Origin of the sequence: Caulobacter sp., from assembly GCF_039596335.1 — a bacterium.
Classification (GTDB): Bacteria; Pseudomonadota; Alphaproteobacteria; order Caulobacterales; family Caulobacteraceae; genus Caulobacter.
The window spans coordinates 470,376-493,932 of sequence record NZ_JBCNJZ010000003.1 but is presented as its reverse complement, the minus strand read 5'-3'; the positions used below and the strand labels follow the sequence as shown (position 1 = coordinate 493,932).

The 23,557-nt window shown below is 67.8% G+C and carries 20 protein-coding genes and 1 pseudogene; 8 read left to right on the top strand and 13 right to left on the bottom strand.

The features are described from left to right. Window positions 1-261: pseudogene (locus tag ABDW31_RS09000) on the bottom strand (hypothetical protein); the annotation flags it as partial. Window positions 262-575: 314 nt separating this feature from the next. Next, complete coding sequence (locus ABDW31_RS08995; protein WP_184723796.1) at window positions 576-746, bottom strand: hypothetical protein; 171 nt, start codon at window positions 744-746, stop codon at window positions 576-578. A 165-nt stretch (window positions 747-911) separates the two neighbouring features. Between ABDW31_RS08995 and topA the strand changes: the two genes are divergently transcribed. From topA to ABDW31_RS08975, 4 genes are read left to right on the top strand one after another with little or no spacing between them, the layout of a single operon-like run. Then, a complete protein-coding gene (gene topA / locus ABDW31_RS08990; protein ID WP_184718427.1) occupies window positions 912-3,623 on the top strand; it encodes a type I DNA topoisomerase in 2,712 nt (903 codons plus the stop codon). Window positions 3,624-3,654: 31 nt separating this feature from the next. Then, window positions 3,655-4,026 carry a hypothetical protein gene (locus ABDW31_RS08985; RefSeq protein ID WP_184718425.1) on the top strand — a complete coding sequence of 124 codons (372 nt, stop codon included), beginning with the start codon at window positions 3,655-3,657 and terminating at the stop codon, window positions 4,024-4,026. 55 nt (window positions 4,027-4,081) lie between these two features. After that, on the top strand, window positions 4,082-6,364 hold the full coding sequence (gene rnr / locus ABDW31_RS08980) for a ribonuclease R (RefSeq protein WP_184718423.1): 2,283 nt from the start codon (window positions 4,082-4,084) through the stop codon (window positions 6,362-6,364). Continuing rightward, window positions 6,364-7,512 (top strand): aminotransferase class I/II-fold pyridoxal phosphate-dependent enzyme, encoded by a 1,149-nt coding sequence (locus ABDW31_RS08975; protein WP_184718421.1) that lies wholly within the window; start codon window positions 6,364-6,366, stop codon window positions 7,510-7,512. The genes rnr and ABDW31_RS08975 overlap by 1 nt, the downstream gene beginning before the upstream one ends. 107 nt (window positions 7,513-7,619) lie before the next feature. Here ABDW31_RS08975 and ABDW31_RS08970 read toward each other — a convergent pair whose 3' ends face one another. Beyond that, window positions 7,620-8,918 (bottom strand): amidohydrolase, encoded by a 1,299-nt coding sequence (locus ABDW31_RS08970; RefSeq protein WP_184718419.1) that lies wholly within the window; start codon window positions 8,916-8,918, stop codon window positions 7,620-7,622. A gap of 75 nt (window positions 8,919-8,993) precedes the next feature. Between ABDW31_RS08970 and ABDW31_RS08965 the strand changes: the two genes are divergently transcribed. The 3 genes from ABDW31_RS08965 (at window position 8,994) to rpmG (ending at window position 10,456) form a co-directional block, all read left to right on the top strand. Then, on the top strand, window positions 8,994-9,722 hold the full coding sequence (locus ABDW31_RS08965) for an NUDIX hydrolase (RefSeq protein WP_184718417.1): 729 nt from the start codon (window positions 8,994-8,996) through the stop codon (window positions 9,720-9,722). A 24-nt stretch (window positions 9,723-9,746) separates the two neighbouring features. Further along, window positions 9,747-10,208 (top strand): DUF6265 family protein, encoded by a 462-nt coding sequence (locus ABDW31_RS08960; RefSeq protein ID WP_184718415.1) that lies wholly within the window; start codon window positions 9,747-9,749, stop codon window positions 10,206-10,208. A gap of 80 nt (window positions 10,209-10,288) precedes the next feature. Then, window positions 10,289-10,456, top strand: coding sequence for a 50S ribosomal protein L33 (gene rpmG / locus ABDW31_RS08955; protein WP_010920317.1), 168 nt, complete (start codon window positions 10,289-10,291; stop codon window positions 10,454-10,456). Window positions 10,457-10,644: 188 nt separating this feature from the next. Here rpmG and ABDW31_RS08950 read toward each other — a convergent pair whose 3' ends face one another. The 8 genes from ABDW31_RS08950 to ABDW31_RS08915 all read right to left on the bottom strand — a co-directional run bounded on the left by ABDW31_RS08950 (window position 10,645) and on the right by ABDW31_RS08915 (window position 20,791). After that, window positions 10,645-10,890: a hypothetical protein gene (locus ABDW31_RS08950; RefSeq protein WP_343698475.1), complete on the bottom strand. Its 246-nt coding sequence runs from the start codon at window positions 10,888-10,890 to the stop codon at window positions 10,645-10,647. Window positions 10,891-10,996: 106 nt separating this feature from the next. Then, the gene (locus ABDW31_RS08945; RefSeq protein ID WP_184718411.1) at window positions 10,997-11,803 is read right to left on the bottom strand and encodes an NTP transferase domain-containing protein; all 807 of its coding nucleotides are present in this window, start codon (window positions 11,801-11,803) and stop codon (window positions 10,997-10,999) included. Beyond that, window positions 11,787-12,845: a phosphoribosylglycinamide synthetase gene (locus tag ABDW31_RS08940; protein ID WP_184718409.1), complete on the bottom strand. Its 1,059-nt coding sequence runs from the start codon at window positions 12,843-12,845 to the stop codon at window positions 11,787-11,789. Before ABDW31_RS08940 ends, ABDW31_RS08945 begins: the two co-directional genes overlap by 17 nt. A 100-nt stretch (window positions 12,846-12,945) precedes the next feature. Beyond that, on the bottom strand, window positions 12,946-14,085 hold the full coding sequence (locus tag ABDW31_RS08935) for a sugar-transfer associated ATP-grasp domain-containing protein (protein WP_184718407.1): 1,140 nt from the start codon (window positions 14,083-14,085) through the stop codon (window positions 12,946-12,948). A gap of 59 nt (window positions 14,086-14,144) precedes the next feature. Beyond that, the gene (locus ABDW31_RS08930; protein WP_184723792.1) at window positions 14,145-15,791 is read right to left on the bottom strand and encodes an alkaline phosphatase family protein; all 1,647 of its coding nucleotides are present in this window, start codon (window positions 15,789-15,791) and stop codon (window positions 14,145-14,147) included. A gap of 144 nt (window positions 15,792-15,935) precedes the next feature. Then, a complete protein-coding gene (locus tag ABDW31_RS08925; RefSeq protein WP_184718405.1) occupies window positions 15,936-17,321 on the bottom strand; it encodes a glycosyl hydrolase family 28 protein in 1,386 nt (461 codons plus the stop codon). A 128-nt stretch (window positions 17,322-17,449) separates the two neighbouring features. Next, the gene (locus tag ABDW31_RS08920) at window positions 17,450-19,387 is read right to left on the bottom strand and encodes a CocE/NonD family hydrolase (protein ID WP_184718403.1); all 1,938 of its coding nucleotides are present in this window, start codon (window positions 19,385-19,387) and stop codon (window positions 17,450-17,452) included. Between the two features lie 42 nt (window positions 19,388-19,429). Further along, entirely contained in the window at window positions 19,430-20,791 is a 1,362-nt protein-coding gene (locus ABDW31_RS08915) for an aspartate aminotransferase family protein (RefSeq protein ID WP_221444657.1), read from the bottom strand. Window positions 20,792-20,886: 95 nt separating this feature from the next. Between ABDW31_RS08915 and ABDW31_RS08910 the strand changes: the two genes are divergently transcribed. Then, window positions 20,887-21,777: a LysR substrate-binding domain-containing protein gene (locus tag ABDW31_RS08910; protein ID WP_184718401.1), complete on the top strand. Its 891-nt coding sequence runs from the start codon at window positions 20,887-20,889 to the stop codon at window positions 21,775-21,777. Here the strand turns inward: ABDW31_RS08910 and ABDW31_RS08905 are convergent. Both ABDW31_RS08905 and divK read right to left on the bottom strand, forming a co-directional pair. Beyond that, entirely contained in the window at window positions 21,774-23,138 is a 1,365-nt protein-coding gene (locus tag ABDW31_RS08905) for a PleD family two-component system response regulator (RefSeq protein WP_184718399.1), read from the bottom strand. The genes ABDW31_RS08910 and ABDW31_RS08905 overlap by 4 nt on opposite strands. Next, window positions 23,135-23,512 carry a cell-cycle response regulator DivK gene (divK, locus tag ABDW31_RS08900; protein ID WP_184718397.1) on the bottom strand — a complete coding sequence of 126 codons (378 nt, stop codon included), beginning with the start codon at window positions 23,510-23,512 and terminating at the stop codon, window positions 23,135-23,137. The genes ABDW31_RS08905 and divK overlap by 4 nt, the downstream gene beginning before the upstream one ends. Window positions 23,513-23,557: the final 45 nt, after the last annotated feature.

Here is a 23,557-nt window from a genome sequence, read left to right as displayed (position 1 = left end):
GGTCACCCGCAGGGGCGAGCGCGGCGCGGAGCGGGCCGTCTCCTTGGTCTTCTCGGGCGACGGCGGCTTGGTCGGGGCCTTCACCGGCGACTTGGGCGCGTCGTGGGGCGCGGGCGGCGGCGGAGGGGGTGGCGGAGGCGGCGGTGGCGGGGGTGGAGGATCGACCAGCGACACCATCACCGACGGCGGCTCGGGCTGCGGCGGGATGACCTGAGCATGGAACAGCACCACCAGGGCCGCAACGTGTGCGCCGACGCTCACAACAAAAGCCGCCAGACCACCGCGTCGGCCTCGTCTCCAGTGCGCCATGGGTCCGCCATGCTACGGACCGAAGCGCCGGTCCAGAACCTTGGCAGATCACGATCCCGCGTCAGGAACGTGGCGATTGGTCTAGCTTGATCCCATATCCCGTCATTCCCGCCCTTGTGGCGGGAACCCCTTGGTCAGCCCGCATGTGAGAAGAAATCGGATCGACAGCGGCCTCCGCCCACTCGCACCTGCCGCGGACAGAGGGGTTCCCGCCACAAGGGCGGGAATGACGGTTGTATATGTTTGGAGATTGGCGGAACTGAGCCTTAGACGCTCAAATCCACCAGCAGGCCCGTGCCGGCGGCCGGCGTCGCGCGCACGGCTTCCTTCAGCCGGTCGGCGATTTCCGCGCGCTCGGCATTGGAGGTCACAGCCTTGATCGGGCGGATCGGCGAGACATAGGCCTCGGTGGCGATCCGGTTGACGGTCAGGTCCATCGGCACGCAGTCATAAAACGACGCCATGATCCTGGCAGAACGGCCTTAACAACCGGCTAAGCGTCGCCGTTTGAACGAGGCCGCGTTGACAGGCCTTGAGTGTAGCCCCACTTTCCCGGCGCTCGCCTCCAGGGCGATCCGCTTTCCCTAAAGCATAGAGTCAGAATGAACGTCGTCGTCGTCGAGAGCCCGGCCAAGGCCAAGACCATCAACAAGTACCTCGGGTCCGACTACACGGTTCTCGCCTCGTACGGCCATATCCGCGACCTGCCGTCCAAGGATGGCTCGGTCGAGCCGGACAACGACTTCGCCATGAGCTGGGAAGTCGACGCCAAGGCCTCCAAGCGGGTGAGCGACATCGTCGACGCCCTGAAGAAGGCCGACCGCCTCATCCTGGCGACTGACCCGGATCGCGAAGGGGAAGCGATCAGCTGGCACGTTCTGGAAGTGCTGAACAAGAAGAAGGCGCTGAAGGACAAGGCCGTCCAGCGCGTCACCTTCAACGCCATCACCAAGACGTCCGTGCTGGACGCCATGGCCAATCCGCGAGACGTCGACATGGAGTTGGTCGAGGCGTACCTCGCCCGCCGCGCCCTCGACTATCTCGTCGGCTTCACGCTATCGCCCGTCCTTTGGCGCAAGCTTCCCGGTTCGCGCTCGGCCGGCCGCGTGCAGTCGGTCTGCCTGCGCCTGATCGTCGACCGCGAACTCGAGATCGAGCGCTTCAAGACCCAGGAATATTGGAGCGTCGACGCCGACGTGTCGGCCGGCGCCGATCCGTTCACGGCCCGCCTGGTCAAGCACGAGGGCAAGAAGCTCACCAAGTTCGACCTGGGCAACGAGACCTCGGCCCTGGCCGCCAAGGCCGCGGTGACCAACGCCGTGTTCAAGGTCGCCGCCGTCGAGAAGAAGCCCGGCAAGCGCTCGCCCGCCCCGCCCTTCACCACCTCGACCCTGCAACAGGAAGCCGCCCGCAAGCTCGGCTTCAGCGCTCAGCGCACCATGCAGGCCGCCCAGAAGCTGTATGAAGGCATCGACATCGGCGGCGAGACCGTCGGTCTGATCACCTACATGCGGACCGACGGCGTGTCGGTCGAGCCGGAAGGCATCGCCGAAGCCCGCAGCGTGATCGGCAACGTCTACGGCGCGCCCTACGTCCCCGAGACGCCGCGCTACTACAAGGCCAAGGCCAAGAACGCCCAGGAGGCTCACGAAGCCATCCGCCCGACCAGCCTGAACCGCAACCCCGGCTCGCTGCGCCTGGAGGGCGACCTCGGCCGTCTGTACGAGCTGATCTGGAAGCGGATGATCGCCTCGCAGATGGAAAGCGCTCGCATCGAGCGCACGACGGTCGACCTGGAGAGCGCCGACGGCCAGACCGGCCTGCGCGCCACGGGTCAAGTCGTGCTCTTCCCCGGCTATCTGGCCGTCTATGAGGAAGGCCGCGACGACGAGGAAGGTGAAGACAGCGCCCGCCTGCCGATGATCGAGGAAGGCGCCGCCGCCAAGGTCATCGAGGCCCGCGCCGACCAGCACTTCACCGAACCACCGCCGCGCTACTCGGAAGCCAGCCTGGTCAAGAAGATGGAAGAGCTGGGCATCGGCCGTCCGTCGACCTACGCCTCGGTCCTGACCGTGCTGCGCGACCGCGAATACGTGAAGATGGACAAGCAGCGCTTCGTCCCCGAGGACAAGGGCCGCCTGGTCACCGCGTTCCTCGAGCAGTTCTTCAAGCGCTACGTCGAGTACGACTTCACCGCCGCTCTGGAAGAGCAGCTGGACCTGGTGTCGGACGGCAAGCTGGACTGGAAGCAGTTCCTGCGCGACTTCTGGAAGGATTTCCACGCCGCCGTCGGCGAGATCTCCGAGCTGCGCACCACCAATGTGCTGGACGCGCTGAACGAGGCTCTGGGCCCGCACATCTTCCCCGACAAGGGCGATGGTTCGGATCCGCGCCTCTGCCCCACCTGCAACAGTGGGCAACTGTCGCTGAAGACCGGCAAGTTCGGGGCCTTCATCGGCTGCTCGAACTATCCGGAGTGCCGCTACACGCGCCAACTGGGCGTGTCGGAAGGCGACGGCGACGCCGAGAGCGCCGACAAGGAACTGGGCCTGAACCCGGCCACCGGCCTGGCCGTGTGGCTGAAGAACGGCCGCTTTGGTCCCTATGTCGAAGAGCTGGCCGCCGCCGAAAGCGGCGAGAAGCCCAAGCGCTCGTCCCTGCCCAAGGGCTGGATCGCTTCGGCCATGGACCTGGAAAAGGCCCTGCGCCTGCTGTCCCTGCCCCGCGAGGTCGGGAAACACCCGGACGACGGCAAGGTCATCACCGCGGGCCTGGGGCGCTTCGGACCGTTCGTGCTGCACGACGGCACCTACGCCAATCTGGAGAACGCCGACGAAGTGTTCGACGTCGGCCTGAACCGCGCCGTCGCCATCCTGGCCGACAAGCGGGCCGGCGGCGGACGTCCGCAACGCGCGGCCGCCGCGGCCCTGGCTGAACTCGGCAACCACCCCGAGGATGGCAAGCCGGTGCGCGTGCTGTCGGGCCGCTTTGGGCCCTACATCAAGCACGGCGACACCAACGCCAACGTGCCCAAGGGCAAGGACCCGGCCGCCATCACCATGGAAGAGGCCGTGGCCCTGATCGCCGAGCGCGCCGCCAAGGGCGGCGGCAAGAAGCCGGTGAAGAAGGCTGCTGCCGCGAAGAAGGCGCCGGCCAAGGCCAAGGCTGCCGAGGGTGAGGCTCCGGCCAAGAAGACGGCGACCAAGAAGCCCGCCGCCAAGAAACCGGCCGCCAAGAAGGCCGCGCCCAAGGCCAAGGCCGCTGCGGCCGAAACCTCGGACGACGGCGCCGCCCCGTGGGACGACGAGGCGTGACGTCAGCCGCCGAGAGGATTAGGGTCGGGTCATGACCTCGTTGGAACGGCCCATTCCTCTTGGCGTCGTCGTCGTCGCCCTGCTGGCCTGCTGCGCCGGCGGCTTCGCCATGGGCCTGACCAAGGCCATGGAGCTGGATCGCGGCGGGACCGAAACCTCGACCGCGCCGCTGGCCGAGGTCTCGGGCGTGCCGGTCAAGGACGCCGCCCCCGCCCTCGCCTACGAGCCCCCGCCGGCCGAGAAGCCCAAGCCCAAGGCGGTCGAGGTCGAGGTCGTCGAGCAGGAAGCCCCGCCGGTCATTGAGGCCCCGCCCGTGGCCGCACCGACGCCCGCGCCGGCCGCCACGCCTGCGCCGAAACCGGCCGATCCGCCGCCGCCGCGCTCGATCGAGGACCTGTACTGACCTTCGGGACGCTCCTCGCGTTTCCCTAAGCCACGCGAACGGGGTAAGGCAGGACATGGCCAAACTCCGCCCGACCAAGACCTTCAAGCCCAAGCCCCCCGCCGGCCTGCCCGACAAGGACACGCTGATCGCGTTTCTGCGTGACGCCGGCGAGAGCGGGAAGGCCGACATCGCCCGTCACTTCGGCCTCAAGGGCGCCGACCGCCGCGCCCTGCGCGAGATGATCCGTGAGCTGGAGGCGCAAGGCGCCCTGGCCAAGCGCGGTCGCAAGGGCTTCGCCGAAGCCGGCTCCCTGCCCCCGGTCGGCGTGGCCGACGTGGTCGAACGCGACAATGACGGCGAGCTGTACGTCAAGCTGACCAAGTCCGACGACGACGTGCCCAATGTCCGCCTAGCCCCGACCAAGGGCGAGGCCGTCGCCGGCGCGCCCGGCCTGGGCGATCGCCTGCTGGTCCGTTTCGAGCGGCTGGAGACCGGCGAGTTCGAGGCCAAGCTGATCAAGAAGCTGGGCCAGAGCGCCCACAAGGTGCTGGGCGTCATCCGCAAGCACCGCAAGGAGATCCGCGTCGAGCCGGTCGACCGCAAGTCCAAGGACGTGCTGGTCCTGGACCCCAGCGTCGCCCACGACCTGAAGGATGGCGACCTGGTCGTCGCCCAGGTCGGCACGCACGGCGGCCGCTACGGACCCAAGCCCGGCAAGGTGCTGGAAGTCGTGGGGACCGAGAACGACCCGCGCGCCGCCTCGCTGATCGCCATCCACAGCCACGGCATCCCGACCGGCTTCTCCGAAGAGGCCGAACGCGAGGCCAAGGCCGCCGTCGAGCCGACCCTGGCCGGCCGGGAGGACCTGCGGCATCTGCCGTTCGTGACCATCGACCCCGTGGACGCCCGCGACCACGACGACGCCGTCTTCGCTCACCTCGACGAGGACGCGACCAATGTCGGCGGCTGGGTGGTCTGGGTAGCCATCGCCGACGTCGCCGCCTATGTGCGCCCCGGCTCGGCCCTGGACCGCGACGCCCGCGAGAAGGGCAACAGCGTCTACTTCCCCGACCGCGTCGAGCCGATGCTGCCCGAGACCCTGTCGAACGGCCTGTGCTCTCTCCGTGAGAGCGAGAACCGCGCGACCCTGGCCGTGCGGATGGTCTTCGACAAGTCGGGCCGCAAGAAGGGCCACAAGTTCGTGCGTGGCCTGATGCGCTCGGCCGCCAAGCTCAGCTACGAGCAGGCCCAGAACGCCATCGACGGCCAGCCCGACGACAAGGCCGGCCCGCTGCTGGAGCCGATCCTGCAACCCCTGTGGGAAGCCTATCGGACGATGAAGATCGGCCGCGACGCCCGCTCGCCCCTGGCCATCGAAAGCGACGAGCGCCGGATCATCATCCGCGACGGCGAGATCGCCTCGATCACCAAGCGCGCCAGCCTGGAAGCCCACAAGCTGATCGAGGAGATGATGGTGCAGGCCAATGTCTGCGCCGCCGAAAGCCTGGAAGCCAAGCGCTCGCCCCTGATCTACCGGGTGCACGACACGCCCAGCCTGGAGAAGGTGCAGAACCTCGCCGACTTCCTGCAGACGCTGGAGATCCGCTGGAACAAGGGCGAGGCCCCGCAGACGTCGCGGTTCAACAAGCTGCTGGACGAGACCCGCGAGAGCCCCAATGCAGCGATCATCAACGAGGTGGTCCTGCGCACCCAGATGCAGGCCCACTACAGCGCCGACAACATCGGCCACTTCGGCCTGAACCTGGCCAAGTACGCCCACTTCACCAGCCCGATCCGCCGCTACGCCGACCTGATCGTACACCGCGGCCTGATCCGGGCCCTGGGTCTGGGCGACGACGGCCTGACCGACCAGGACATCGCCCAGATCAAGGACACGGCCGAGGTCATCACCCACGCCGAGCGCCGGGCCATGGCCGCCGAGCGCGACGCCACCGACCGCTACATCGCCGCCTTCCTGGCCGATCGCGTCGGCGCGACCTTCGAGGGTCGGATCACCGGCGTCACCCGCTTTGGCCTGTTCATCAAGCTGTCCGACACCGGGGCCGATGGCCTGGTGCCGGTCTCGACCCTGGGCGCGGAGTTCTTCGTCCACGACGACAAGATGCACGCCCTGGTCGGCGAGCGGACCGGCAAGCGCTGGCCGCTGGGCATGAATGTCGAGGTCAAGCTGGTCGAGGCCACCCCGGTGACCGGCGGTCTGCTGTTCGAGATGCTGAGCGAGCCGGTCGCGCCCGATCCGAACATGCCTCGCCCCCGCCTGGGCGCGCGCCGTCAGGCAGCGGTCAAGCCGCGCGGAGGTTTGCCGAAAGGCGTACGGCGCGGGAAGCGGCGCTGATGCGCGCCGAACTCGAACCCTTCCACGCCATCGCCATCAGCCGCCTGGCTCACGAGCTGAAGAGCCAGGGTCGGTCGATCATCCATATGGAGTTCGGCCAACCCTCGACCGGCGCGCCTAGCAAGGCCCTGGCGAAAGCCCATGAGATCCTCGACGTCGAGGCCATGGGCTATTGGGAGAGCCCGCTGCTGCGTGAGCGGATCGCCCAGCGCTACCAGGCGCTCTACGGCGTGACGGTCGAGCCCGAGCGCATCGTCCTGACCTGCGGGGCCTCGCCGGCGCTGGTGCTGGCGCTGTCCAGCCTGTTCAAGCCCGGCGACCGCGTGGCCCTGGCCCGCCCCGGCTATGTCGCCTATCGCAACAGCCTGAAAGCCCTGCACCTGGAGCCGGTCGAGATCGCCTGCGGGCCCGAGGATCGCTTCCAGCTGACGGCGAAACACCTGGCGGAGCTGGACCCGGCGCCCGCCGGCGTCATCGTCGCCAGCCCCGCCAACCCGACCGGCACGATCATCGCGCCCGAGGAGCTGGAAGCCATCGCCCGGGTCTGCCGCGAGCGCGGCATCCGCATCATCAGCGACGAGATCTATCACGGCCTCAGCTACACGGGCCGCACGCCGTCGATGCTGGAGTACGCGCCCGACGCGCTGATCGTGAACAGCTTCAGCAAGTACTTCAGCATGGCCGGCTGGCGGCTGGGCTGGCTGCTGACGCCCAGGGGCGAGGACCTGGACCGCGCCCGCGCCTATGTCGGCAACCTGTTCCTGACCGCCCCGTCGCTGAGCCAGCACGCGGGCCTGGCGGCCATGGACTGCCTGGACGAGCTGGAAGCCCACATCGACGTCTATCGCGCCAACCGCCAGCTGATGCTGGACGCCCTGCCGGCCCTGGGCCTGCAGCAGATCGCCCCGCCGGACGGCGCCTTCTACATCTGGGCCGACATCGGCCACCTGACCGACGACTCGCTGGGCTTCTGCCAGCAGCTGCTGCGGGATACGGGCGTGGCGACGGCGCCGGGCGTGGACTTCGATCCCGTGGAGGGCCACCGCTTCATCCGCTTCAGCTTCGCGGTGTCGACGGCGGAGGTGCAGGAGGCCCTGCGGCGGGTGACGCCGTGGTTTGCCGCCAAGTCAGCACAGGCCCCCACCTGACCTGCTGACGCAGGTCTGTCCGCCCCCAGCCGGGGGCGGAGAGGTAATGCGCGGGATATCTATCCTCCCCCTTTGGGGGAGGGGGACCGGCGAAGCCGGTGGAGGGGTCAGCGCCGCCCTAGATAATCCAGCGCCATGAACACCTCGGCCTTCACCCCGGTCTCGAGCGTCGCCTCGTCGATGTCGAAGTAAGGCGAGTGATTGGCCGGAGCCCCCGCGGCCGGCACATCCGCCTTGCGGCCGCCCAGCTGCACGAACACCGCTGGCACCTTCTCGGCGTACATCGAGAAGTCCTCGGCCCCGGTCACCAGAGCGGCGTTGTCGTCGACCTTGCCGGGCGAGGCCTTCTCTAAACTCGTCTTGACCCACTTGCTGAGCGCCGGGTCGTTGTAGGTCACCGGATAGGGCTGGCTGAACACCGCCTCGGCCTTGGCGCCATAGCGATCGCCGATGCTGGCCACGGCCTTCGTCACCTTGGCGATCAGGTCGTCGTGGCGGGCCTTGGAGAAGGTCCGCATGGTCCCCTCCATCTTCAGGTCCTCGGGGATGATGTTCTGGCGCATGCCCATGTTGATGACCGCGATGGTCACCACCGAGGGCGAGGCGCCGACGTCGACCTGGCGGGCGGCGATCTGGTTGACGGCCTGGACGATGTCGGCCGCGACGCTGGCCATGTCGACGCCGGCCCAAGGCCGCGCGCCGTGGGTCTGCTTGCCCTTGACCGTGATCGTCAGCCGGTCGGACGAGGCGTAGAAGCCTTCGGGGCGATAGTTCAGCTGGTGGCCGTCGCCGGGACCGATGTGCAGGCCGAAGATCGCGTCGACCTTGGGCTGGTCCAGAACGCCGTCCTGGATCATCAGCTTGGCGCCGCCCTCCTCGCCCGCCTGCGGGCCTTCCTCGGCCGGTTGGAAGACGAAGACGACCGTGCCAGCGATGTCCTTCTTCATGCCGGCCAGCACCGTGGCCGCGCCCAGCAGCATGGCGACGTGGTTGTCGTGACCGCAGGCGTGCATGACCGGCACTGTGCGGCCTTCCCAGGTCGCCATAACCTTGGAGGCGAACGGCAGGCCGGTCTTTTCCTCGACGGGCAGGCCGTCCATGTCGGCGCGTAGGGCCACGACCTTGCCGGGCTTGCCGCCCTTGAGGACGCCCACGACACCAGTCTTGCCGACGCCCTCGCGGACCTCCAGCCCCAGGGCCTTCAGCTCCTTGGCGATCAGGGCGGCGGTGCGGACCTCCTGGTTGCCCAGTTCCGGATGCTCGTGGATGTCGCGCCGCCAGGCCACGACCTTGGGCTGGACGGCCTTGGCTGCCGCGACCACCTGGGCTTGCGAGGGGGCCGCCAGCGCCGGTGCGCCCATCGACAAGCCGGCGACCAGCGCCAGGGTGAAAATCCGTCCGATCATGCGTGAGCCCCTCTGAGATACGCCTGACGTTACGTCGGTCTTTCCAGGCCGCGCAATCGGTCTAACCTTGTCCGCATGACCCTGCCGCCGATCGACGCCAAGTTCGACACCATCAACGACGGCGCCGTGCGCGAGACCGGCGCGGCGCTGAAGCCCAAGCACGCCGCCACCGTCATCATCGTGCGCACCGATGGCCCGCAGCCGCGCCTGTTGATGGGTCGCCGCAACCACGGCCACGCCTTCATGCCGGACAAGTGGGTGTTTCCCGGCGGCCGGGTCGACAAGGGCGACTACGACGCGCCCAGCGCCAGCGAACTGACGCCCGAGGTCGCCACGCGCCTGGAACTGGAACCCCGCCACGCCAAGCCCGCCCGCCTGTCGCGCGCCCTGGCCCTGGCGGCCGTGCGCGAGACCTTCGAGGAGACGGGCCTGCTGCTGGCCAAGCGGGCCCCTGAGCGGCCCGGGGCCGGCGCCTGGCGGCCGTTCCTGGCCCAGGGCGCCCTGCCCGACCTGGCGCCGCTCAGCTTCGTGGCCCGGGCCATCACCCCGCCCTATCGCCCGCGCCGCTTCGACGCCCGCTTCTTCATGGCCCCGGCCGAAGCCTTGCTCAGCCTCGACCGCCGCCCCGACTGCGGCGAGCTGGACGAGATCGCCTGGGTCGACTTCCAGGAGGCCATGGCGCTGGACCTGCCCAACATCACCCGCTTCGTGCTGCACGAGGTGGGCGAGCGCCTGGCTCAGACTGGACGACCGGCCCCCTTCATGCGTTTCCTGAACGGCAAGCGGCATCTGACCCACCTCTAAGGGCCGAGCCGCAGGGAGGCTCGCATGATCGGTTCTCTACTGGCTCTGACCCTGGCCGCCACGCCGGCGGCGCCGACCGAGGTCGACAAGCTGGCCTTCCTGACCGGCTGCTGGACCCTGACCCGACCCAGCGGCGCCAAGATCGACGAGCAGTGGCTGCCGCCGGCCGGCGGAACGATGCTGGGCATGAGTCGAACGGTCCGCGACGGCAAGCTGCGCGAGTTCGAATATATGCGCATCGTCCCCGGCGACGACGGCAAGCCGCGCTTCATCGCGATTCCCTCGGGCCAGACCGAGTCGGCCTTCCCGGTGAAGGAGATTGCCGAGAACGCCGTGACCTTCGAGGCGCCCGAGCATGATTTTCCGCAGCGAATTCTCTATCGTCTCGTCGACAAGGACACGCTGGTGGCCCGGATCGAGGGCTCGGTGAACGGTCAGGCGCGGTCAGCGGACTTTCCCTACAGGCGCTGCACACCGGCCAATTGACTTTGAGTCACCGATGAGTATGTTCCGCGCCTCTCATTTCAACGCGCGGGAACCTGCGCGACCATCGCAGGGATTCGACCATGGCCAAACCGGCTTCCATTAAGATCCGCCTGAACTCGACGGCGGACACCGGCTTCTTCTACGTCACCAAGAAGAACGCCCGCACCAAGACCGAAAAGATGGTGCTGAAGAAGTACGACCCGGTCATCCGCAAGCACGTCGAATTCCGCGAAGGCAAGATCAAGTAAGATCGCTTCCGCGAAAAGACACGAAAACGCCCGGCTAGCGATAGCCGGGCGTTTTTCGTTTCAGATGCTCCCCCGTGTCACGGGGGAGCTGTCGCGAAGCGACTGAGGGGCAAGCTGGATGCCGGCCGCATTAGCCCCCTCCGGCCCTCCGGGCCACCTCCCCCGCACAGCGAGGGAGGATCTAAAGGCTACCGCCCCACCACCAGCCACTTGAAGAACGCGAAGCTGCCCCACAGCACCGTGATCGCGGCCAGCAACGGCCCGATCCACAGCGCGGCGAACGCGCCGAACATGGCCGCGGTGGACAGCCCGCCAGACAGGTGGTCGCCCCCCTGGACACCCGCCCAGAACAGGGCCGCACAGGTCAAGATCCCCAGAACCAGCCATCCGCCCGGAAACGGATGCTTCTTTGCACGCACTCTAGACTTCATCACCACGCCCTCCCGCAGGGATGTCTTGGCGAAGATGCGTGACAGCTGTGTTCGAGACACTAAAAACGAACCCTAATCGGGGTTAAGGCTGTCTGCGCCTCTTTCGTGTTCAGGCCGCGTCGGCCATCGCCCGTCGCGCCAGCAGCTCCTCCGCCACCGCGAAGGTGCGGGCGTTGTCGACGTCGATGGCGTGGGCGCCGTCGGCCAGGACCACCGGCTCGACCTTCAGGCGGAAGCGGCGGCCCAGGCGCTTCAGCGCGCCCCGCAGCGACAGCCGCCCCATCAGCATCAGGGCCAGGTTGATGGGCCCCAGGGCCATGATCATCCGCATCGGCTTCTTGGCGAACTGTCCGCCGCTGCGGAAGCTCTCGGCCGCCGAGGTCGCGGCCGGGCCGGCGAAGGCGTAGAGGTTGCAGTTGGAATAGGCGTCGTCCGAAAAGCGGTAGAATCGGCGCTGCCCCTCCGGGTGGGCGGCCATCACCGAGGCCTGGCTGGCCATGGCCAGGGAGACGTCGGCCCCGCCCTGCAGCACGGCCAGCACGTCCAGAACCGCTCCCGGCGTCAGCAGCACGTTGTCGCCGGTGGTGACCAGGATCGGTAGGTCGCCCACGCCCTCGACGGCGGCGTAGACGCTGTCGGCCAGGTTATTGGCGGCCGGGACGTAGTCGATCTGCAGCCGGCTATGCGGCAGCACCGCATCGATCAGCGGCGCGGTCCCCGGTTCGACCACGATGCGCAGGCGCGAGAGGCCCGGCGTCGCGGCCAGGGCGTCGACCACGTGGCGCACCAGCGGCGCGCCCTGGATCGGCACGAGGTTTTTGTTCACGACCCCGGCGGCCTCGGCCAGGGCGTCCACGCGGCCGGGACGCTGCCCGGCCAGGATCACGCCGACAAACGACTCAGGCTGCGACGACATCGAACGCTCGCTGGATCAGGCCCTGGCGCTCCAGGCTCTCGGTCAGGATGGTCTCGATCAGCTCCTCGTGGCTCCAGCCGATCTGGCGGGCGGCGATCGAGATGGTCTTCCGGGACCACAGATTGCAGTTCAGGTTCACCTCCAGGAACTGCACCTCGCCCGTCGAAACGTCGAGGCGAAACTCGAAGCGGCCGTAGTCGAACGGCATGAACTCGCGCATCATCACCCGGGCGCGCTCCTCGGCCAGGCGCAGCATCGGGCCGTCCTCCAGGGGACGGATCTCGTAGGCCTGGCCGTCGGTGAGGTTGCGCTTCTCGGCATAGGTGCGCAGCAGCGACGGGTCGGCCTGCTCGACGATCTGGGTCGGCAGGATGAAGGGCTCGCCGTCCAGGGTGATGGCCGAGATCTCGATGTCGTGGCCGTGGATGAAGCGCTCGACGATGGCGTCGTGGCCCTCGGCGTGCAGGCGGATCACCGCCGCCCGCACCCCGGCCCAGTCATGAGCGTCGCTGACGCCCCAGCTGGCCGACGAGGCGTTGGGCTTGATCACGAAGTGCTGGCCTTGCGGGCACTGGGCCTCGTCGATCGGCGCGCCGCGGCGATAGACCGCCCACGGCGCGGTCGGAATGCCGCGCGCGACGGCGGCGCGCTTGGTCAGGTGCTTGTCGTCCGACAGGCCGCGCAGGATCGGGCTGGCGCCCAGGTACGGCAGGCTCAGGCGGTTGCACAGCAGCGGGGCCAGCATCTCGGAATTCATGAAGCCCGCGCGGTTCAGCAGCGGGAACAGGAAGTCGACGTCCGGACGCTCGAACAGCACGCTGTAGTCGTCGGCGACCGTCAGGTTGACGCCGATGTCCTCCAGGGTCTGGCGCATCTCCCGGTGATAGACCGCGTGGGTGCCGTCCTCGGGATGCGGCGCGCCGGTCCCCTTGGCGTGTTTGGCGATCAGCATGATGCGCAGGGCGCGCTTGGCCTCGAGCGGCAGACTGCGCGGGCCTGGCACGGAGGTTTGGGCGACGTAGGCTTGAGCGAAACGAGTCATCTGGGCCTCCCCAGGCTGGCGTCCGGCGAGAGCCCCCTCTCGCTGATCCGCCTTGTCGATGACGAGTTTCAAAACCTAGGCGCGGCCTGTGACGGTCGCGCTAAGGTTTAATGGCAAGATGATAAGCCAGCAGTTGGCCGTAACGGCCTGTCGCCAGCCCCTGACGCGCGGCCCTTTGCGGCATCAGGACGCCGGGCTTGCCGTTGGCCTCGATCAGCACCGGGCCATCGGGCGTCAGGGCCACGTCCCAGCCGATCAGGGCGTAGTCGGCGAAGCTCTCGGCGTGGGCGCGGCGGACCAGGCCCTTGGCGGCGGCCCAGTCGGGCAACCGGCGGCCGATGATCACCGCTCCGGTCACCGGGTGCGTAGCGTGGTCGCCGCCGCCATAGCCCTTGCAGGCCAGGCCCAGGGTTCCGACCGGCAGGTCGACGGCCGAGATCAGACCGCCGGCCTTCATGTTGTCGACCCTCGCCCGGGCCACCGAGGCGAAACGGAAGGTGGCGCTGACCACCTCCGGCGCGCCGACCTCATCGACCATGGTCACGATCCGCACGGTCGGCAGGGCGTCCAGCGCCAGGCCCAGCAGGGCCGGATGGGTCTGGACGCGGTCCTGGACCACGAAGGCGCCGCGCGCTTTCGGCAGGCGCGCGGCCAGGTCGGCGGCGTCGACCACGCGTTCGAGAATGACGACACCGTCGCCGCCCTCCCCGTCCGCCGGCTTGAGCACGAGGTCGCGGCCGTCCGGATCGGCCTTCACCGTCAGACGGCCGTCCTTGACCAGCGCCACCGTGCGCGGATGCGGCAGGCCCGCCTCGATGCAGCGAGCCTGAAAGCGGACCTTGTCGGCCAGTACGCAGGCGCGGGTCCAGCCGCGGGGATTGATCTGCTTGTTCAGCGCCGCGTCCTCGAAGCGGCGGACATAGACATCCAGCTGCTCGGGCGTTTCGATGCGGAACAGGGCCAGGTCGTTGGGATCGACAAACCGCTCGCGGGCGATGGCGACGGCGCGGGCGCGCCAGGCCGCGTCCAGGCCGAACTTCTTCTGCACCTTGGTCGCGCGCCAGGGGATCCAGGTCTTGAAGGCCAGGCCAACCACTGCGTCCAGCCCAGCCCGCAGGGGTCCGCGCCGCTGGCGGCGCTCGGCATAGTGGGCCTGCAGGCAGCGCGCCGATACGGCCGCGCCGATCCCCGGATAGATCCCGTAGGCCTTCTTCAGGAAGTAGAAGCGGTCGTAGCCCATGCGTTTCCCCCGAGAGGGGAAGGACTAGCGACCGCTTGTGACGTTTCTAGAAGTCCGTCCTAGCAAGCTTGACCATAAACCAGCGGCCTGCACACGCCGTCGACATCCGCCGGCGGCTTGACGCCCGTGAGGGCGGCAATCGTCGGGGCGATGTCCACCGTGTCCAGCGGCAGCACACGCTCGTGCGGGGTCGCGCCCTTCCACCAGAACAGGATCGGGATGCGGCGGTCATAGTCCCAGGGGCTGCCGTGGCCGGCCACATAGGTCCCGCCGGCGGTGGCGGGGATGCGGTCGGGCTTGAAGGCCACCAGGATGTCGCCCACCCGGCCCGGATAGGCGCTGCGGCGCAGACGCTCGACCAGCGAGATCTCCTCGGGCGAGGTGTCGGCCGGCTCGGGTTGGGCGGTCAGGATGGCGTTGGAGTCGAAGGCCCCGGCCACGACAGGATCCTTGTTCATCAGCCCCAGGGCGGCCGTCGTGACGCGCATGCGGTCGGCCAGCGAGGGCGCCTTGCCGTCAGGACCGACGACATAGATCTGGTCGATGCCGCCATCGGCGCGCAGCGGATCCCACGACAGGCCAAGGTCGGTGCGCAGCTGGGTGTTCAGCGTCGCGATCCAGGTCTTGCCGATCACGCGCTCGGTCCCGTAGCCCTCGCCGTGCAGGCGCTCGGCGAAGTCGGAGCCGCCGTGGTCGGCGGCCAGGGTCACCAGGACCCCGCCCTTGACCTTGTCCAGGCTCTTGAGGAACACGCCCAGCTTGTCGTCCAGGCGCGCCATCTGATCGCACATTTCCGGACCGCGCGCGCCGTAGCGGTGGCCGATGAAGTCGGTGGCCGACAGGCTGATGGTCAGGACATCGACCTGCGGACCGTCGCCCAGGCCGTTGGCCTCGCGCAGCGCCTGGGCCAGCTCCAGGGTCTTTTCGTCCGTGTAGGGACTGGCATAGAGGTCGCGCGCCTTGTCGGCCTCGGTCGTCGCCGCCGGGATCGGTAGGGCCGCGCGCCACGAACGGCCGCCGGTGACGTAGTCGGCCTCCAGCGCCTTGCAGCGCTTGGCCGTGCCGGCGGCGTAGGTCCAGACGAACGGCTTCTTCTTCTGATCGGCCGCCAGCTTGGCGTTGAAGGCGGCGACCGGCTTCATCCGCGCCTCGGCCGTCTGGCCCTGCGGAATCCAGGTCGTGAAGCCAAAGCCCGGCATGTACCAGAACTGGCCGTCGGCCTTGTGGCCCGACATGGTGATCGCGCCGCGGTCCTTGCCCGACACGCCATAGACGCGGCTGGTCGGCGAGACGTCCTTCAGCCAGTCCCCATAGGCTGTGGCGACCATGTTGGCCGGACTGACCGGACGGCTGCCGTCGGCCAGGGTCGCGGTCGGGTCGGCCAGGCAGTAGACGGCCTTGCCGCTCTCGCGGTCGTACCAGTCGTTGGCGCTGATGCCGGTCTTGTTGGGATGCTTGCCCGTCAGCAGGGTCGAGTGGCCCGGGCACGTCTCGGTGAAGGCGTGCGACTGATAGCCGTTGGGATAGACCACGCCCTGGCTCAGCGTCTTCAGCCCCCCGGTGAACTCGCCCCGGTGCTGGGCGTAGAGATTGGCGCTGAACTGGTCGATCGAGATCACGACGACCAGTTTGGGGTCGGGTTTGGTCTCGGCGTCAGCGGCAAAGCCGGTGGCGAGAGCCGCGGCGAGAACGCCGCTGAGGAGCATCGTTTTCATGCTCAGCGGTTTGGCGCGGAAGCATGACAGGCGCAAGAACGGAAGCATTTCGGGTTTGAAATGTAATCGGCCCTCAACCCAATCTCCGCATCATCCCCAGCCTTGCCCGGGATGATGCGTAGAGATGGGCGCGATCTAGTTCGGCTTCCCGCTGGTCATGCCGAGCTTGTAGTCGACCCCGACCACGTCCGCCGGACGCACCGTCGGCGGCCCGGCCACGGCGCCGTCCAGACCCTTGCCGGTGACGTTGTTGATCGCCAATTTCGGGCCCTCGGCGACCTGGACGTCGATGTTCTTCAGCGTGACATTGCGCAGGTTGGCGAAGGTCATGCCCTTCTTGGCCGTGCCCGTGACGTCCTTCAGGGTGAAGCCGTCCACCGGCTTGTCGGGATGGATGTTGACCGCCTCGACCAGCACCGGAACGTCGGTGACCTTGATCCGCTCGAAGGTCAGGTTGCGCACGGTGGGGATGCCGTCGTGGCCGGGGACCGGGAACTGGTCCTGCTTGCCGCTATCCAGGAAGTTCAGCCGCAGGAAGCCGCCGCCCGCGCCCGAGACCTCCAGGTCGCGCATGACGATGTCCTCGATGAACGCGCCCCGGCCCGGCCGGCTCTTGATGTAGATGGCGAAGGTGTAGGACGACAGGCACTTGCAGCGCTCGATCCGTACACGTCGGATCCCGGCCGAAGTTTCGCTGCCGATGCCCACGCAGGCCCAGCGATGGTCTCGGAAGGTGCAGTCGGTGATAACCACATCCTCGGTCGGCCGGGCGATCAGATTGCCCTCCAGGCCTCGGCCCGACTTCAGCGAGATGCAGTCGTCGACGGTGTCGAAGTCGCAGCGGTCGATGACCACCCGGCGGCACGAGTCGACGTCGATGCCGTCGGCGCGGCCGTTGACCACCATGTTCTGGAAGACGATGTCGTCGCAGTAGACCGGGTGGATGGACCACATGTCGTTCTGCTGGGTGTGGACGTCGGAGACCACCAGGCGCTGGACGTCGACGAACTCCAGCAGCGCCGGATGGCGCAGACCCGTCTCCTTCTGCAGGCGGCCCTTGATGGCGTCGCTGGCGACGATCTTGCCCTTGCCGGTGATGACGATGTTGCGTGCGCCCTGAGCCCAGACCAGGCCGATATAGCCGGGCACCCAGCGTCCCTCCCAGCGCACCTGGACGACCGGGTAGTCCGCCAGATCCGGCGAGCCCTGCAGGGTCGCCCCCTCCTCGATCCGCAGGATGGTGTCCGAGCCGATGCGGATCGCGCCGACCAGATAGGTCCCCGCCGTCAGCACCACCTCGCCACCGCCGAACACGGCGCAGCGGTCCAGGGCCAGCTGCACGGCGTGAGTGTCCTTGGCCACGCCATCGCCGATCGCACCGAAGTCGCGCGGGTAGAAACGTAAGGCGGGTTTACTGGGCTTGGCGGCTTGCTTGCTCTGAGCAGCGCCCGCGGGGGCGGCGGTTACAAGGGCGCTGAGGCCGGCGACCGCCAGGACGGCGCGGCGGTTGGTATTGGTCATGGACGTTACGCTCCCACAGGACTCGACCGGTTGGATGACACCGGTTTCTTCAACCGCGAGCATGCGACGCCCCGCGCCGCGACGCCAATCCAAAAAAGGTAAGGATTGCGTCGCGGTCAAAGGGCGGGCTAGCGGGCCTTCAGCGCCGTCTGGTCAACCGACACCACCGGCAGCCACACCCGGCTGGCCGTCTCCCCGCCCCGCTCCAGGGTCACGGTCGCGGCCTTGTAGTCGGCCTTCTTGGCGAAGAAGATGTTGGGCACATAGGTCTGGGGGTTGCGGTCGTAGACCGGGAACAGGCTGGACTGCACCTGGATCATGATCCGGTGGCCAGGCTGGAAGACGTGGTTGGCCGTGGGCAGCCGGAACTTGTAGCGCTGGACCTGACCGGCCGGGATCGGCGACGGCGTCTCGAAGCTGTCTCGATAGCGGCCGCGGAAGATGTCCAGGCTAACGGCCAATTGATAGCCGCCCATGGCCGGCTCGGTGGCGTTCTCCGGCGGGAAGACGTCGATCACCTTGACCACGAAGTCGCCGTCCGTGCCGGTGGTGCGGGCGAAGAGGTCGGCGATCGGCGCGCCACTGATCCGCACCGGCTCCTTCAACACCTCAGTCTGGTAGGTCATGACGTCGGGGCGACCGTCAGCGTGGCGCTGGTCGCTGAGCAACCAGTTGCCCCAAGGAGCCTTGAACTCGTCCATCTCGATCGGGCGTGGCAGATAGGGCACGGGCTTGGCCGGGTCGGAGACATAGCTGTCGCCCCCCTGGGCCACGGCCTTGAAGCTTAAAGCCCCTTCAGCGCCCAGATAGAGCGGCGTCAGCGGCGCGCGGCAGCCGCTCTCGCAGGCCAGCGGCCAGTCGGTGAGCTTGTCCCAACGGTCCTCGCCGGTGTTGTAGACGATGGCGGCGGCCAGATTGGCCGGCGGGCCGCCCTTCAAGTGCTCGTTGAACAGCGGCATGACCATGTCGCGGCGATAATCGACGACCGTGTCGGTGGCCCACTTGAAAGCCCCTGTCTCGCGTCCGAAGCGGTTCACCTGGCTGTGTCGCCAGGGGCCGAGCACCAGATAGTTGTTGCCCATCTTGCCTGCCGCCTTCAGCCGCTCCCAGCTGACCACCGCGCCGTAGATGTCCTCCTGGTCCCAAAGCCCTTGCTCCCACAGGGTGGGCACGTTCGAGGGGTTGGCCGCCACCAGCCGGTCCAGCGCCATGCCCTGCCAGACGGCGTCATAGGTCGGATGCTCGACCAGGCGCTTCCAGAACGGCAGTTGGTCGATACCGGTCTTCTTGGCCCAGTCGCCGGCCGAGCCGGCGTTGCGGAAGTTGTCGTAGTCGTCGTAGCCGCCGTGCGGCGGGTTGCCGGCGATGGTCTTCGAGCCAGTCTGCTGGGTGATGTAGTCCATCATCACCTGACGGAAGGCGCCGTGGTGGAACCAGTCGTCCCCCATCCAGCCGTCGACCAGTGGACTCTCGGGCGCGGCGACCTTCAGGGCCGGGTGCGGGTTGAGCAGGGCCATGATTGTGGTCGTGCCCTCGTAGGACGACCCGATCATGCCGACCCGGCCGTTGGACTGGGTCAGGTTCTTCTTGTCCGTCAACCAGGCGATGGTGTCGTAGGCGTCGGTGCCGTGATCGACCTTGGTCTTGTTCAACGGGCCGATCATCGGTCGGGTGACGACATAGTCGCCCTCCGAGCCGTACTTGCCGCGTACATCCTGCCAGACGCGGATATAGCCGCCCTTGATGAACTCCTCGTCCTCGACGGCCATGGCGTGGAGCATCGTCCGGCTGGGCGTGCGCATCGAGCGGGCGGCAGCGTTGTAGGGCGTTCGCGTCAGCACGATCGGGGCGTTGGTGGCGCCCTTCGGGATCATGATCACCGTGAACAGCTTCACCCCGTCGCGCATCGGGATCATGACCTCGCGCCGCTCGAAGTCGGCGCTTTCGGTCGGCAGCACGAACGCCTTGATGACGTCCCCGCCCGGCTTGACCACGGGGTCCACCTGGGAGAGCGCCGGCGACGACACCAGCAGGAGCGACAGCGCGACGAGCGAGGTCTTGAGCATGGCGGGCCTTCCGTCAGGGCTTGGGCAGGGCTTGAGCTAGGTTCAATCGCGGTCGAGTAGGCCGGCGGCCAGGCAGTCGCCGATCGCCTCGTCGATGATCTCGACGCCGCGCATCAGGTCTTCCATCGGGATGGCCAGCGGCGGCGCCATGCGCATCACCCCGCCCATGCCGGGCAGTTGGACGATGTTGACGCACAGCCCCAGCTCGAAGCAGCGCCGCGAAACCGCCGCGCCGAAGCTGGGGGCCGGAACCTTGCTCTCGCGGTCACGCACGAACTCGACGCCCGCTAGCAGGCCTCGGCCACGCACGTCGCCAACGACTTCGTAGCGATCCTGCAGGTCGCGCAGGGCCGCATTCAGGCGCTGTCCCATCGCCGCGGCGTGCTCGGTCAGCTGGTCGCGCAGGATGATCTCGATCGCCTTCAGACCGATGCGGGCCGGGAACGGGTCGGAGACGTGGGTGGTGTAGAACAGGAAACCGCGCTCGTGGCAGCGCTGCTCGATCTCGGCCGAGGTGATGGTCGCCGCCAGCGGCAGGCCCGCCCCCAGGGTCTTGGACAGGGTGATGATGTCGGGCGTGATCCCGTGGTGCTCGCTGGCGAACATCTTGCCGGTGCGGCCCAGGCCCGTCTGGGCCTCGTCGACAATCAGCAGCATGCCACGCTCGCGGCACTTCTCGTGCAGGCGCGCCAGATAGCCAGGGGGCGGCTCGATCAGCCCGCCCGAGCTGAGGATCGGCTCGACGATCACCGCGGCCAGCGAGCCGACACTCTGGCGGTCGATCAGACCGAAGGCGTAGTCCAGCATGTCCAGCTCGAACCCCTCGCCCGCCCAGGCCGGCCGGCGATAGACGTACGGGGTCGGCAGCGCCATCACGCCGGGCATCTGCGGGCCGTAGCCGCGGCGGCTGGCCGAATAGGTGGTGGGGAACGTCCCCCCAGTCATGCCGTGCCAGGCTAGGTCGAAGGCGACGATCTCGTGCTTGCCGGTATAGAGCTTGGCCATCCGCATGGCCGCTTCGTTCGACTCCGCGCCCGTGCTTAGCAGCAGCGACTTGGTCAGTTGCGGCCCCAGCAGGTCGGCCAGCACCTCAGACAGCTTGACGACCGGCGGCGAGAGGAAGCCCGAGAACAGGTGGACGGGCTGGTCGGCCGCCGCCTTCATGGTCGCGACAATCTCAGGATGGTCGTGGCCCAGGATGGCGCTCATCTGGCCTGAGGTGAAATCCAGAAGCGCGCGGCCGTCCTGATCATAGACATAAGCCCCCGAGGCCCGCTCGATCAGGCATGGCAGGAAGCTGCCGCCATAGCGGATCAGGTTCTTGGCCAGATCATCGGGGGTCATCGCCGCAGCGGCAGGCAAACTATTGCTCGTCGATGGACGCGGCTTATCGATGATCTGCATTGCTCTACGGATCTCCCAGGTGTTGAACACAGGAGACACGCGCGAACCCGGTCCGCGCAAATGACTAATCCGAGGGCTTAGGCTTAGAACTTCTCATGCTTCGCGACTTGCCGAACCTGGACTGGCTGCGCGTCTTCGCCGCGACCGCCGAGACCGAAAGCTTCGCCTTGGCCGCCGCGCGTCTTGGCGTAACCCCCGGCGCGGTCAGCCAGCGGATCAAGGCGCTGGAGACCTTCCTGGGTATTGGTCTCTTCCAGCGTTATCCGCAGGGTGTGAAGCTGACCGACGCCGGACGGCGCTACGCTCAGCGAGTGTCGCCGTCGCTGCAGCAACTGTCGGCCGCCACGCGTGAACTGACCGCCAGCAGCAGCGCCCGGACTGTGCGGGTGACGGTCCTGCCAGCCTTCGCCCAGCTGTGGCTGGGGCCGCGTCTCGACCATTTCCACGCTCAGCACACCAACACCTCGGTCGAGATCTGGGCCGACGCGGCGGTGATCGACCTGCGAGTCTCAAACTTCGACCTGGCCATCCGCTACGGCCGGCCGCCGTTTCCCGGCTGCGAACACCACCCCTTGTTGTTCGACGAACTCGTCCCGGTGGCCGCGCCGTCGTTGATCGCGGCCTCAACGCCGGATGCGCGCGGCCTGCCGACAGGCGCGCCGCTGATGATGGATACCTATTGGGAGCACGATTTCGGCGACTGGCTGGGACAAACGGGCCGCGCCCGCGCGGCCGATCCGATCATCCAGACCTTCTCGCTCTATTCGATGGTCGTGGACGCCACCCTGCAGGGGCGAGGCTTCATGATCGGCCACACCGCCCTGCTGGATGACCATCTGCGGCGGGGCGACCTACGCGTGCTGTCGGAGGAGCGGGTTCCGGCCCGCAACCAGTTTCACCTGCTGACCAAGGCCGGGGCGACGCTTTCGGAAGCCGCCGAGACCTTCGTGGCCTGGCTGACCGCTCAGGCCGAAAGCCAGACCTAGGCGGCCTTGCCGACCACCGCGTTCCGGCCCGAGGCCTTGGCCTGGTAGACGCCTTCGTCGGCCCGCTTGAGCAGGGCCTCGGGGGTGTCGCCCTGCCCGGTCGTGGCCGAGACGCCGACCGAGATGGTCACCGTCAGCATCTCCTGACCGTGGGCCACCTTGAACGGCGAGCCCGAGACGTGATTGCGGATCCGCTCGGCGATGCGCAGGGCGTCGGCCAGCTGGGTGTCGGGCATGATCACCGTGAACTCCTCGCCGCCGTAGCGGCAAGGCAGGTCGATGGCGCGGACGTTGGAAGCCAGGCGCAGGGCGAACTCGCGCAGCACCTCGTCGCCGACGTCGTGGCCGAAGGTGTCGTTGATCTTCTTGAAGTGGTCGATGTCGATCAGCAGGGCCGAGACCGGCTCGCCGCCCATGGTCGCGCGCTTGACCAGCGAGTCGAGCTGGCCGGTCATGTAGCGGCGGTTGTGCAGACCCGTCAGCTGGTCGGTGACCGCCAGCTCCAGGCTGTGATCCAGGTTGTTGCGCAGATAGTCGGTATAGCGCTTGCGCTGGATCTGGGTCTTGACCCGAGCCGACAGCTCCTGGGGGTCCACGGGACGCGGCAGGATATCGTTGACGCCGATTTCCAGCGCCTTGACCATCCGGTTGCGATCATCGGGATCGACCATGGCCAGGACCGGCAGCTGACGCGTGCGCTCTTCCGACCGCAGGGCGGCGGTGAAGCGCAGACCGTCAAAGCCCTTGGCCGCGGCGTTGACGATGACCAGATCGACCGGACCGCCAGCGCTGATCTTGGCCTTTTCAGGATCGCTCTCGACCACCGGACGATGCTCGCCCGCCAGCTCGGCGGCGACGCGCTGGCCCTGGCGTTCGTTGTCGTCGACGACCAGCACCCGGCCGCCCAGGCCGTCCAGGCGGGCGGCGGCGCCGGCGATCACGCCCATGCGGCGGCCCGAGGCTTCGCGCTGGCGCAGTTCGTCGATGACCAGCTTGAAGCGGGTCAGGCTGCGCACGCGGGCAAACAGCATGACGTCGTCGATCGGCTTGGTCAGAAAGTCTGAAGCGCCCGATTCCAGGCCCTGGATGCGATCGGCGCGGCCGTCCAGGGCCGTGATCAGCACCACCGGGATGTGACGGGTGTTGGGATCGTCCTTCAGCTTCCGGCAGACGGTAAAGCCGTCCATGCCGGGCATCATGACGTCGAGCAGAATGATGTCGGGCAGGTCGCGCGCGGCCATTTCCAGGGCCGTCGGCCCGTCCATGGCGGTCGCGACCTCGTAATATTCGGCCGTCAGCTTGGCTTCCAGCAGGCGGACATTGGCCTCGATGTCGTCGACGACGAGGATACGCGCGCTCATGCAGGCTGCCTGTCGAGCAGACGCTTGATGGTGTCCAGGAAATTGACCACCGAGATCGGCTTCGAGATGTAGGCCTCGCAGCCGCCCTCCCGGATCCGCTCCTCATCGCCCTTCATGGCGAAGGCGGTCACCGCCACCACCGGAATGTGGGCCAGATCGTCGTCTTCCTTGAGCCATTTCGTGACTTCCAGGCCAGAAATCTCCGGCAGCTGGATGTCCATCAGAATCAGGTCGGGCTTGTTGTCACGCGCAATGGAAAGCGCCGACAGACCCTCACGGGTCTGCAGGGTCTCGTAACCCTGGGCTTCGAGCAGATCATGAAAGAGCTTCATGTTCAGCTCGTTATCCTCCACGATGAGGACCTTCTTCGTCATCCTTACCCCGACCATACGGTCACGTGGCGACGCCTACGGATTCGC